The following is a 12,508-nucleotide window of genomic DNA, read 5'->3' on the forward strand; positions in this document are numbered from 1 at the left end:
ATTATTTCGTTGAATACGTTATTTTTCAATCGATTTTTGAAAAAATTGTGATAAACTGAAAACTTTTTTAAGGGAACAAGACGTCTATTGTGCGAACTAGTTTGGTAAAGGAGCTCCTATACATGACAAAAAAAAACGAGGCACGTGCGCAGTTTGTGGCATGTGTGACGGATTATAGAGAAGATTTTTATCGCTTAGCCTATAGCTACGTTAAAAATCAACAAGATGCGCTTGATATTGTGCAAGACGCCATACAAAAAGGCCTACTTGCGCTTGAACGATTAGAACAAATTGACTCGATGAAAAGTTGGTTTTATAAAATCGTTGTGCGCACCTCCATCGATTTTTTGCGCAAACATAAGCGTGTAACGGTTACCGATGACGAGACGCTCTGTTATTTGCAAAGTGGTGCTGAAGACCACTATGAAGATATCGATTTACATGAAGCACTCGAACGCTTGCCTGTTGCTTATCGTACGATTATCGTTTTGCGCTATTTTGAAGATTTAAAACTCGATGAAATTGCAGAAATTGTTGACGAAAATATCAATACAGTGAAGACGCGACTATATCGCGGATTAAAATTATTACGTGTTGAAATAATGGAGGGAACCGTGCATGAATAAAAAAATAGAGGATTTAAAAGAGCAATACAAAAATATACCGATTCCTGCGGAGCTTGATGCAATCGTAGCAGAAGCATTAGCTGAAAAGAAGCCAGCAAAAAAACGCTTTGTAGGCCCGATGACAACGCTAGTCGCAGCTGCCGCCATTTTTGTTGCATCCGTCAATTTGAGCTCAGCTGCAGCAGATACATTATCAAAAATTCCTGGTGTAAAAGAAATCGTCGAAGTGGTGACTTTTGATGAAGTTAAGGAAGGGCACGACTCTACAACCATCGACGTCAGAACGCCCGAACTTAAAGGTATGGAAAATCAAACGCTTGAAAGGAATATCAATGCCGATTACCAAGCAACGAGCGAAAAACTTTATAAAGAATACGAGCAGAAAAAAGGTCATTTTGCCGTTGATAGCGACTATCAAACGATAACCGACCGTAATGGCATCTTATCGATTGAGCAAACCATTCTACACATTGCAGCATCAGGATACGAACAAAAACGTTATGTGATACTTGACACGAAAAATGAAGCGCTTATTACGTTGCCAAGCCTCTTTAAAGATACGTCTTATGTCGATGTGATTAGTGCGGAAATTATTCATCAAATGCGCGCGCAAATGAACGCCGATGACAGTAAGGTTTATTTTGTCGATAAGCAAGATGAGCTGGTTGATAGTTTCAAAAAAATCAACGACAATCAGCAATTCTATATTAATGATAAAGGAAAGCTAGTCATTTCATTTGATGAATATGACGTGGCACCCGGATATATGGGAGCTGTTCAATTTGTCATTCCAACAAAAGTCATTCAATCGATTTTAGTGGGAAATCGTTATATTCAATAGTAAAGAAAAAGAGTCGCTAGACAAGAGTATCGTCAAAAGAATGCGGATAACCATATGCATGATCAGTGAGCTGTCTTGGAGTGGAAAATGCTCGAATTCTTGCTATACTAAGAGCCGAGAACGTTGTTAAATCAACATTCTCGACTTTTTCGTATAGTTCTAAATTTCATTTAATTATACACATCCAGTTAATTAAGGGGAATGTTTACATAAATCAATATTTAAAGTTACCTTTAGGCTGTGAATTATGAATTTAATGGCATTTTCAGGCATACTATTAGGACTTACTAGTGGCTTATTTGGCTTAGTATACGGACGAAAAAAGGCTGCTCAAAGTAGATGTTTAGATGAACGCTACGAAGAAATCGCTAAAAAGGTGTTAGCTAATGGGTGGAAAGTCACTTTAGTTGCCATCTATGTATTGTGGTTTTTACTTGTATTCGGTGTTCAAATTTCAGTAGCCTAAGTTTTAGGACTATTATTATTTTTGTAAATTACCCCAATATATTACTTATTTATGATATGTTAAAAATGGAGGTTATATAGTCATGAGTATTTTTATTTTAGAAGATGATATTATGCAAGGACAATATTTGAAGAGTCAAATATTAAACATAGTACAAAAGTTAAACATTCCGTATGACTTTATTGAAGTAACTAGTAAGCCAAATGAAATTTTAGAACAGATTGCACAGTGTACATACATACCTATTTACTTTCTAGATATTGAAATAAAAAATGAACTACGTAAAGGACTTGATGTAGCACAGGAAATCAGAAATCTTGATCCGCACGGTATTATTGTTTTTATTACTACTCATGCAGAACTTGCCCCGATCTCATACCAATACATGGTATCTGCTTTAACATTTATTGATAAAAACATGCCGTTAATAGAACGCCAGCAATTATTAAAAGAAACATTGAAGCATTACCAAATACGAAATAATAACATTATTGCAGAAGATTTTCTTATTATTGAAAATCGCTTTAGTCATGTAAAGGTGCCATTTGAAACCGTAGAATATATTATGACTGATGAACCCCATCGTTTAAGCCTTATTACAACTACTCAAATCATTCAGTTTTATGGCACGCTAAAAGAAATTGAGCTCATCGACGAACGATTAATCCGCTGTCATAAATCTTTTCTCGTTAACTGTCGACAGATTGAACGTATAGAAAAAACAACCCAACAATTGATGTTGAAAACCGGAAAAACCGTCCCTGTTTCTCGTCGTATGATACACTACTTTCAAAAAAAATTAAAAGAGGAAGAAAAATAATGCTCATCATTTTATGGTTTATGCGAGGGGTATGTCATCTTTCTTTTTTTTATTGGTTAGTAAATCGACACTGCTCAATGCGACATATTCTTGTTGGGGTCCCGTCAGAAAAATGCGGATTTACAACGTTAAGGGATTTTTTCTGACGGAAACGCCTATTTTAACAACGTTAAGGAATTCGTAATGGGCGAAGTTCCCTTGGATTGTGGCTATTTTCTGACCTAAAATGGTATTCACCTAAGAAATTAATATGCTCCCAACCGAGTGGAGAAATATGAGGTAATAGTTCTTCTTTGAAATGTCCTTGGCTCTTTTGGTGTTCAAGTGCCTCCGTTAAATAAATCGTATTCCACACGCTAATGGCGTTAATAATGATATTTAGGGCGCTGGCACGTTGTAATTGATGCTGCATTGTTCGTTCTCGCAGCTCACCTTGTTTCCCAAAGAAAATCGCACGTGCTAGCGCATTCATTGCCTCACCTTTGTTCAAGCCCTTTTGAATTTTCCTTCGTAATGACTCATCTGAAATATAATTTAAAATGAAAATTGTTTTTTCAATTCGTCCCATTTCTCTTAAAGCTGTGGCCAAACTATTTTGTCTTGCATAAGATCCTAGCTTGCCCATGATGAGCGAGGCAGACACCGTTCCTTCACGTAAAGAGTGTGCTAAACGCAAGCATTCTTCGTAATTTTCCTGAATGATTCTTGTGTTAATTTGACCACGTAAGAGCGCATTTAATTTGGGATACTCTTTCGTTTGTTTAAAAGTAAATAGCTTGGCATCTGATAAATCTCGAATTCTTGGCGCAAACTTGAAGCCTAATAGGTGCGTTAAGCCAAAAATTTGATCGGTATAGCCCGCTGTATCGGTGTAATGCTCTTCAATCGTTAAATCTGTTTCGTGATGTAATAAGCCATCTAACACATGAATGGCATCTCTTGAATTGGTATGAATAATTTTAGTGTAATAGGATGAAAACTGATCACTTGTAAAGCGATAAATGGTTGTGCCTTTTCCTGTGCCATAATGTGGATTGGCTTCTGTGTGTAAGGAAGAAACGCTTACTTGCATACGCATGCCATCGGAGGAAGATGTTGTGCCGTCCCCCCAATACGAAGCCATTTTCAACCGGTGCTGATAATTCACTAAGGTCGCTTGTGCGCGATTCATTGCATCTTCATGCATACGCCAATGAGCGACATTGGCCAATTGTTTATAGGTTACACCTGGTGTTGCATCAGCCATTTTACTTAAACCAATATTTGTCCCCATGCCGATTAAAGCAGCCATGAGCAACACGGTTTCCTCTTTGTCAGGTTTCCGATTTGATGAAGCATGTGTAAATTGCTCATGAAAGCCTGTTAAATGTGCAACGTCCATTAAGAGATCGGTTAATTTGATACGTGGTAACAGCTTATATAAACTTGCGCTATACGCTTGTGCCTCTGCTGGAATATCTTTTTCTAATCGTGCTAACGATAAGCGTCCTTTTTCAAGTGAAACGCCATCTAAGTCTTTTAAATTCGTGGTTAACCATTTCAAACGTTCCTCTAAGCTTGCCATTCGCTCTTGCAAGTACTCTTCAAAAGCAATAGGGACAGCGAGTCGCGTTTGTTGTTTGTCAGTTTGCCACTGTTCAGTTGTAAATAAATATTCCTCAAAATCTCGGTATTGCTTACTTCCCTCAATGGAAATATCCCCAGCTCGTACGTGCTCACGTAATTCAGTTAAAACAGCCATTTCATAATAGTGACGATTAATGGAGCCGTCTTCCTCATATAAATGCTTTTTCCATCGTGCAGAAATAAAGTTGATAGGTGCATCAATAGGTACTTTTCGTTTCCCAGCATCGTTCATCTCACGTAATAGCTCAACGGCTTCTAGTAAAGGTTCATTTGCTTTTGTTGAACGAAAATCAAGCACACGCAGCAGCGTTGGTGTGTATTTACGAAGAGCGTAAAAGCGTTTTTGCAATAAGTCTAAATAATCGTAATCCGATGGTCGTGCAAGCTCCTTTGCTTCTTCAATGGACGTAACAAATGTGTCCCACTTTAAAACGGATTCTAATACTTCAAAAACATTCAGGTTCTCTTGTTTTGCCTTAATAAGTGCCTGCCCAATGTTTGTGAAATGAATAATTTTTTCGTTTAATTTCTTGCCGTTTTTTCGTTGGATTTCTTCTTGAGCTTTACGCCCTTTTGATAATAAGCTCAAAATTTGTCGGTCATGAATTTCAAAGGCTTTATCGGTTAGTTCTTGTGCTAGCTCCAGCAAGTACACAACTAAAATGGCGTAGCGTTTGTTTTCTTTAAAATTACGAAATGCATACGGCTCATAGCGTGTTCCAAGTCGAGCGAGCTGGCTTAATCGGTTTCGATGAATCGTATGTAATGAACGGTCATTTAACGCCATATCTCGTATAAATTCTATCCGTTCAATGACTTTTAAAAAGGTATCTGGTGAAGGGAACCCCATCGGCTCTTTCAGCCAGCCAAGTGGTGTTTTATTGGATTCGGTTGCACTCGTTGGTACAATCAATGTTTCTAATTTTTCTATTTGCGTAAGTGTTAATGCATGATAAATCCGATTAAATATCCTTTCTTCAGCTCGGTCACGTGTTTCCCATACAACCCGTTCAAGCGTTGTTAAAGCAGGGAAAATGATTTTCTGTTGGCGTAAGTATTCAAAGCATGCATTTAATAAATACATCGAATCTCCGTTCTCTAAGGCTAGAAGCAGCAGGTGCTTGGAAAGCTGTCGATATTCCTTACTTGTGAATTCTTGATAACCGTACACTTTACGAATTTCCTTTAAGTGATCCCATAATGTATTTTCCCTTTGCCCATAAGAATGAATGGCTGCTGCTGGGACATTGATTTGTTGAGCGATGTACTGGATAACGCTATGTGGGATGCTTTTAAGGTGCGTATAGGACCATCCCGGATAGCGTAAAACCGCAAGCTGCACAGCAAAGCCTAAGCGATTGTCTTCACGTCTTCGTTTTAAAATAATGGCTAAATCCTGCTCTGAAAACGTATAGTATGTCCCTAAAATCGATTCATCCGTTGGGATTTGCATGAGTTCATTTCGTTGATTGTCAGTTAATAATTCTCTTCCTCTTGAAATTTTCATTTTCTATCAACTTCCGTCATTTTATTTTTCACATTAAAATAGTTTAAACCATTTTAATGTTCCATCGTCATCAAAAGTTAAGGATTTATAAAATTAACTAAAATGTGCTTTATGTTATTTTCTTTCTTTTAAATTACGTTATTTATGTTTCTGAGAACTTGTATAAATTTGAATTAATTGACATGTGAAAATAGCCATTAATCCGAAATTCTGGATTAATGGCTATTTATTATGCGTACCAGAAAGGTACACTATTTTTATAATTCGGTCTTACTTACCTAATAGGTTTAATTGAGAGTTCAAGTTAATTATACATTGAATAAGCAAAGTGATATAGAATACTTTCACTAGAGTTCACTTCATTATTACCCGAAAACACTAACAATGGAATAATGTCGTAATAATGTGTGCTTGAAATATTATAGAAAGAATAATTTCCAGCAGCAGGTCCAATATTATTAATTGAAATACTGAAATTTCCTGAACCATCTGTATACCCAGTATTTGAATGTACTGTATTGTTAATAGTGCGGACTACTGCTACTGTAACAGGAGCATTTTTGGCTAATGTGCCATTAGCATTTTTAAGTTGCCCATTTACAGTAATATTGCTTTTAATACGCCAGTACCTTCCATAACCATAGTCGACTTTCCCTTGGACACCGCCATCAGAAGTAATAGATGTAATTGTTGCATTAGCAGTAGAAGTAACAGGCTCTTGTACACTAAATACATATTCTTGATTTAATGTGTCTGTAGAAAGAGGTGTTATACGAATCAAATATTGACCCGCAGGGAAATTAATAGAGTAATTTACATTTGGATTCAACGTTAGTAAATAATTAAGGTTTGTATCAAAAAAATCGATTTGGTAATTTGATGATAAAGAACGCATGTTTACAATAAGTTCTTTACTAGACGTAATATTTAGATATGACCAGTCCGTATCAAACCCATTATCTATTGTGTCTCTTGTATAAAGAGTATTTGTATATGAATTCGCTTGCCAAATATTATCATTAGGCTCATTTTCACTATAAGTAGCAGAATGCTTGATAATAAAAGCATAAGGATTAACAGCGTCAAATCCTTGAACTGATTGGACAAGAATATAGTATGTTCCAACTTCAACAATCTTACTAATTTGTTCATGTACACCTGGACCATATGTAGATGAAACTTGTTCTTCAAGTTCGTTTGTTGATTCATTAAGTTTGAAAACATGTAAATTATAATCTACCGAAGTAGAAGCGATAGTTTCCAGATAAACCGTTAATTTCCCTGGTGAAGTTACTGTATATTCATAAGCATTAACTTGTCCTTCCTCTGTAATAAGATCCGTATATACCAAATCTGGACTTAATGAATATGAACTAATTTGAGAATCCTCAGACTGCATCCTATTTGTCTTTAAAGGATTAACTAATTTTTCTTCCATTTCCTTTTTTGTATTAATATTAATTGCATTACTAGTATCTAATGTTCTTTGCTCTACTTCTACGATGTTAGATTTTTTTTCAATAACTTTAATTTCGTTATCTTCTGTTTTCTTGACTTCTTGTATGTTTACATCTGTCAAAAGTGTATTGGATGATGTACTATTATCACTAGCAAAGGCTAGAGACGGTATCATCAAAACCGCTACAAGAGAAGCCATAATAATTTTTTTCATGCTACATTCTCCTTTATCTTGGTTTATTCGTATTCAGTTTGAACATCTTCCAGATAAACTTGAATACAATATAAATTATAACAAAAAAGTAAAAATAATACATTAATTATCCGAAACTAAAATTAAATTTGGATATTTTTAACACTCGAAAGGGTAATATTAACAAAATTAAAAGGAGACCGATAGTAAAATTAAGAAAGGAGATGAGAGGATTTGAATATTTTAAACAATAAGAAGTTAAATTTGGCACATTCTATGTCATTAAAAAATCATTCATTAATTAAGAATAAGGAATTAAAACAAATTGAAGAACAAGCAAAAGTAAGCATAAAAAATAACTCTACTATCACGAACAGAGGAAATGCTTCAATAAATCCATCAGAAATTAAAGTAAATGTTACAGGTGAAATGGCTCACTTCAATTTTATTAAGGATATGGATGAACTGAGCTTAGATGAGAAGAGAAAAATCGATATGTTGATAAAGAAAAGTATTGAAAAGCCAAAAGGTGGTACAGGTGATTATTTCGTAATGGACCGTGCCCAAACGAATGCACAATTGCAACTGATTGCTGATAAATTGATTCCTGAAAAATACAAAGACCAGATGAATAAGGCCATTAAAAGCTATCAAGAGGATGGTTTGAACTTTCAAGTTAAAATCTATGAAGCTGCACAAGAACGTATGGATAAACTAAGCTCTAAATATCCAACATTAGGTAAGAAAACAATCGCAACGACCGGAATAAAAACATTACAAGAACAAGAAAAAAAGATGGTTGGCTTTTATAATCAACTAGATTTATCTAGCCAATCAAATTTCGTTCAGTCTTTTGAAACAATTTTAACGAACTTTAAAGAAAATCAATTGCAATTAAAAAATAGTCCTGAAGATGTTTTGAATCAATTTCAAGATGAACTTCGTGCAAAGTGGAATGATTTTGCCACACTATTTAATGACTCAAAGATTTATAAACATCCAACCGTTAATAATTCTGTGATTGATGTGCGCCTTTAAAATAATTAAGTGTTTATAAACCGTCTCAAAAGCCATTGTTTTTGAGACGGTTTTCATTTCAGTAATTTTCATTCGTATTTCTAGCTAAATGCTGTTTCAAAACTTTGCTCAAAATCTATGTTTCAAAAAGCCCCCTTTGTGATATAGATTTGTATATCAAAGGGGGAAAACGATGGCTTCTTATACTTATGGCTATGCACGAGTGAGTACACGACAGCAGGAATTGAATCGACAGTTAGATTTATTGAAGCAGTACAATTGCCACGAGATTTTAACGGAGAAATTATCTGGAACGAAAACAGATCGTCCGGAATTAAATCGGCTGAAGGATAAATTGCGACCAGGAGACATGGTAATCGTAGAAAGCTTTTCTCGATTAGGGAGAAGTACGAAGGATTTAATTGAATTAGTTGCGTATTTCGAAGAACGAGAAATTAAGCTACTGAGCGTTAAAGAAAACTTTGATACTTCAACACCACAAGGGAAATTAATGATGACGGTTTTCCAAGCATTCAGCCAGTTTGAACGTGATTTAATTGTCCAACGAACGAAGGAAGGACTAATTAGTGCTAGAGCAAGAGGGCGTCAAGGTGGGCGTCCGAAAGTGAATGAACGTGAACTAAAAAAAGCCCTCAATTTATATAGATCCGAACAGTATAGTGTGAGTGAAATTGTTGAAATGACAGGGATTAGTCGTGCTACACTTTATCGCTATTTAAAACAAGAGCAGCCCAACAGTTAACGTTGTGCATGCTCTTGTTTTGTGTCCGTTTTTCCTTAACGTTGTAAATCCGCATTTTTCTGACGGGACCCCTCGTTGGTTGTGGAAATCAAGTAGATGATGCAACTGCCCAAAAATATAGTGACAAAGCAACTAGCATCGTAACAAAACTGAATGCAGGCGCGTATACTGATATTACAAAGCAATTTGATGCTACAATGAAAGCTAACTTAAGTGCTACACAATTAGCTGAAATACAACCAATTATTGAAAAATCAGGTACTTTTAAAAAAATAGAAAAACAATCTGTGGAAGAAAAAGATGGTATGACAACTGTTATACTCGTTGCAAAATATCAAAATGATAAACGTGTGTATACTATTTCATACAATGAAGAAAATCAAATTTCGGGATTATATGTGAAATAACGAAAATTTCCAATAGCGTTCAAAAATCCAGAAGCATCTATTCTATGCTTCTGGATTTTTATTTGAACGATTAACCTTTTTTTGCAGCTTCAAGCTCCGCAATATCAATCTTCTTCATTTGTAAAATCGCTCGTGTCATCCGTTCTTTTTCATCAGGAGTAGCTGTAAACAATTCATCCATCGAATCCGGCACAATTTGCCACGAGACACCATAGGCATCTTTAACCCAGCCGCATTGCTCTGATTCAGGTACTGCCGATAAGTGATTCCAAAAATAATCGATTTCTTGTTGGTCGCGACAATTAATAATAAACGATACACTTTCATTAAACGTGAAATCTGCCTCATTGCCATTGTCCGACGCAACAAATTGACTGTTGTCTAATTGAAAGCGTAGGTAGGCTGTTTTGGCCAGTTTGTTAGGTGCCTCGCCATCTTTAAAGGCGCTTTCTTGCATAATGGCGGTGTTCTTGAAAATCTCTGTATAGAAGCGGGCAGCCTCGGCAGCTTTCCCGCACACTTGTTGTGAAAAGAGTAAACTTGGTGTGATTTTTTGTAGGCCTGGTTCATCTGTCAGCATAAGCTGCCATGACAAGCCATAGCGATCCTGTACCCAGCAATACAATGAGCTAAATGGATATTCTCCTAGTGGCATTAGTTCCACGCCACCGTCACTCAAAGCGCTATGCAATGTCCGAAGCTCTTGTTCCGATTCACAAGCTACCATGAATGAAAAAGATGGATTGAATGTAAAAACAGGTCCACCATTAATGGCTTGTAGTTCTTGCCCAGCTACCGTAAAAGAAATAAGCTCTGCATCACCAGAAGGCGTATCTTCTAAAATGACTGAGTGCCCCATATGACTGTTATCAAATAATGAAACGTACCAATTTGCGGCTTCGCGTGCTTCTGTATCAAACCACAAATGCGTAATTAGCTTTTTCATGATTTTCCCTCCTCTTTTACGTACAAATAACATCGTTTCTCATGCGGTGCGGGAATATACCCACAAGCTATAAGAAAACTTTCGGCTGTCGTGTTGCCAACATGTTTGAAGTGCTGCCGTAATGCCGGAATCCGTTCGTCAGGTGTTAATGTATCGAGAAATTGTCGAAAGCTGCCATATTGCTGCTGAAGCATCAAAATCTGCTTAGCATTATAAATCGTCGCGGCAATTTTCATACGATGGCGTATAATGCTTGCATCTTTTCTTAATTCCTCTTTTTTTGCTTCATCAAACTGTGCTACTTCATCAATGTTATAGTGTGCAAATGCGCGCCTAAAACCTGCTCGTTTGTGATAAATGGTGGCCCATTTCAAGCCTGCTTGAAAAATTTCGAGCGTTAATGCTTCAAATAACGCCTCATCCGTCGCGCGCTTTGTGCCCCAAATTTCATCATGATAATGGCGCAAATCATCGTCCTGTTCACACCATTTGCAACGAAACTTCTCCATCACATCACCTTCTTTATACGAGTATACCACAAATCGAACGAATGTTCTAATCAGAAGCCAGAAACAAAAAATCGTTGTTTGATTTTAAGGAGAGGGGAGTTCATGATACACTTAAGTCCCAAGTAAGGAGGGGATTTAGATGAACGGTAAAAATCGCAAAGATGTTTATAGTGGCTTGAAAGTAGATATTGTACTTAAAAAAGATCAACGTACCGGAAAAACAGTGCAAGGCATTGTGAAAGATTTATTAACAAACAGTAGCTCGCATCCGCATGGTATTAAAGTACGTTTAACGGATGGACAAATTGGTCGTGTCTGTAAAACATATCCGGAATAACAATCGTCGACACCGCTAAGTGATTATGTAATAGCAGTACTATTCATGCCAAGCTAAATAATTAACTTTGTCTCACAAGATGGCTCGTCAGAAAATCGCTGTGAGCTCAAGAAGCGTGTTTTGGATACAACATATTTGAGAATAAGTGCCAAACAAGGACCATTAACGCACGAAAAAATCCATATTTAGTAATCATCTCGCATATGTTGTCAACGAAAATTTTTATTTGCGATAAAAAAAGCAAATCATTACGATTTTTAATGAAGTGCTTTTGCCCTTTTTCACCGAAAAAAGCACAAAAGCGGTCGATTTTGACGCTCTGAGGGGCATTTTTCACACGAAATTTGTCGTCAAAAATTCGCTGTTGTCATTTATTCAAAAAACGACAACTTGCGCCATAAAATCAGCGATCTCGTTACAGCGCTGTGTTGAAACATCCCGTTAGCGACCGAAAATAACCAAAATCGCGTCTCTAACGGGCATTTTTTGTCCGTTTTTTGGAAGGTCCTGTTATGAAGTTGTATTAACTATCGCCACAAGTGTCGTACTTATTTGAGAAACGGACATTTTATCGCAAATAATTCGCATTTTTCTAGGTTTATTTTCTTAGTGATGGCGCATAGTTAAATTTATGTTGTATTCAAAACACGCTTTTCGAGGTGATAAGCGATTTCTGAACAGCGTCTTGGTATCATACATAAATATTTTGAACCTCGTAAAAATAATGACGTGTCGCTGCGTCGTTATTTTTTCATAGCATATTCATTTGTAAGCGGACTCTTTGTTTACCTAGCTTCTCCAATATGTTTGCAAGGCGTTCGTCAAAATCAATATTCGTCTATCCATTTAGCATGTATAACATATGCAATCGTGTACATCATTCGAATAGGAGTTAAGGCTGTTACTATGAGTAGTTATACGCTAAAGAAGCTGGGACAAAACATTTCATTCTCCTTTTTTAGCGTTCGCCACAAAAAACCGGAACCGCGCCA

Annotated in this window: 11 protein-coding genes and 1 pseudogene; 8 read left to right on the plus strand and 4 right to left on the minus strand. The window is 36.4% G+C overall.

Annotation, left to right across the window (positions count from 1 at the left end; genetic code table 11):
* The first annotated feature begins 122 nt into the window (after window positions 1-122).
* The 4 genes from V514_RS0111560 (at window position 123) to V514_RS0111575 (ending at window position 2,753) form a co-directional block, all read left to right on the plus strand.
* The gene (locus V514_RS0111560) at window positions 123-626 is read left to right on the plus strand and encodes an RNA polymerase sigma factor (RefSeq protein WP_029500097.1); all 504 of its coding nucleotides are present in this window, start codon (window positions 123-125) and stop codon (window positions 624-626) included.
* Window positions 619-1,467, plus strand: a complete 849-nt coding sequence (locus V514_RS0111565) for a DUF3298 and DUF4163 domain-containing protein (RefSeq protein ID WP_029500098.1) — start codon at window positions 619-621, stop codon at window positions 1,465-1,467. The genes V514_RS0111560 and V514_RS0111565 overlap by 8 nt, the downstream gene beginning before the upstream one ends.
* Before the next feature lie 247 nt (window positions 1,468-1,714).
* On the plus strand, window positions 1,715-1,933 hold the full coding sequence (locus V514_RS19145) for a hypothetical protein (RefSeq protein ID WP_081715044.1): 219 nt from the start codon (window positions 1,715-1,717) through the stop codon (window positions 1,931-1,933).
* An 82-nt stretch (window positions 1,934-2,015) separates the two neighbouring features.
* Window positions 2,016-2,753 (plus strand): LytR/AlgR family response regulator transcription factor, encoded by a 738-nt coding sequence (locus V514_RS0111575; protein WP_029500099.1) that lies wholly within the window; start codon window positions 2,016-2,018, stop codon window positions 2,751-2,753.
* A 169-nt stretch (window positions 2,754-2,922) separates the two neighbouring features.
* Here the strand turns inward: V514_RS0111575 and V514_RS0111580 are convergent, their stop codons facing one another.
* Both V514_RS0111580 and V514_RS19795 read right to left on the minus strand, forming a co-directional pair.
* Window positions 2,923-5,886, minus strand: coding sequence for a Tn3 family transposase (locus V514_RS0111580; RefSeq protein ID WP_029500100.1), 2,964 nt, complete (start codon window positions 5,884-5,886; stop codon window positions 2,923-2,925).
* Between the two features lie 304 nt (window positions 5,887-6,190).
* Complete coding sequence (locus V514_RS19795) at window positions 6,191-7,558, minus strand: hypothetical protein (RefSeq protein WP_029500101.1); 1,368 nt, start codon at window positions 7,556-7,558, stop codon at window positions 6,191-6,193.
* 213 nt (window positions 7,559-7,771) lie between these two features.
* Here V514_RS19795 and V514_RS0111590 point away from each other — a divergent pair, with 213 nt between their 5' ends.
* The 3 genes and pseudogenes from V514_RS0111590 to V514_RS19155 all read left to right on the plus strand — a co-directional run bounded on the left by V514_RS0111590 (window position 7,772) and on the right by V514_RS19155 (window position 9,724).
* Window positions 7,772-8,575: a hypothetical protein gene (locus V514_RS0111590; RefSeq protein WP_029500102.1), complete on the plus strand. Its 804-nt coding sequence runs from the start codon at window positions 7,772-7,774 to the stop codon at window positions 8,573-8,575.
* 172 nt (window positions 8,576-8,747) lie between these two features.
* Window positions 8,748-9,305, plus strand: a pseudogene (locus V514_RS0111595) (recombinase family protein); the annotation flags it as partial.
* 59 nt (window positions 9,306-9,364) lie between these two features.
* The gene (locus tag V514_RS19155; protein ID WP_035944707.1) at window positions 9,365-9,724 is read left to right on the plus strand and encodes a DUF3887 domain-containing protein; all 360 of its coding nucleotides are present in this window, start codon (window positions 9,365-9,367) and stop codon (window positions 9,722-9,724) included.
* A gap of 70 nt (window positions 9,725-9,794) precedes the next feature.
* On the opposite strand, the gene V514_RS0111605 is transcribed toward V514_RS19155, so the two are convergent.
* Window positions 9,795-10,670: a VOC family protein gene (locus tag V514_RS0111605; protein WP_029500105.1), complete on the minus strand. Its 876-nt coding sequence runs from the start codon at window positions 10,668-10,670 to the stop codon at window positions 9,795-9,797.
* The gene (locus V514_RS0111610; protein WP_029500106.1) at window positions 10,667-11,179 is read right to left on the minus strand and encodes a DNA-3-methyladenine glycosylase I; all 513 of its coding nucleotides are present in this window, start codon (window positions 11,177-11,179) and stop codon (window positions 10,667-10,669) included. Before V514_RS0111610 ends, V514_RS0111605 begins: the two co-directional genes overlap by 4 nt.
* Before the next feature lie 139 nt (window positions 11,180-11,318).
* On the opposite strand from V514_RS0111610, the gene V514_RS0111615 reads away from it, so the two are divergent.
* On the plus strand, window positions 11,319-11,516 hold the full coding sequence (locus tag V514_RS0111615; protein WP_029500107.1) for a YwbE family protein: 198 nt from the start codon (window positions 11,319-11,321) through the stop codon (window positions 11,514-11,516).
* Window positions 11,517-12,508: the final 992 nt, after the last annotated feature.

The organism is Kurthia huakuii LAM0618, assembly GCF_000505545.1.
GTDB classification, from domain to species: Bacteria; Bacillota; Bacilli; order Bacillales_A; family Planococcaceae; genus Kurthia; species Kurthia huakuii.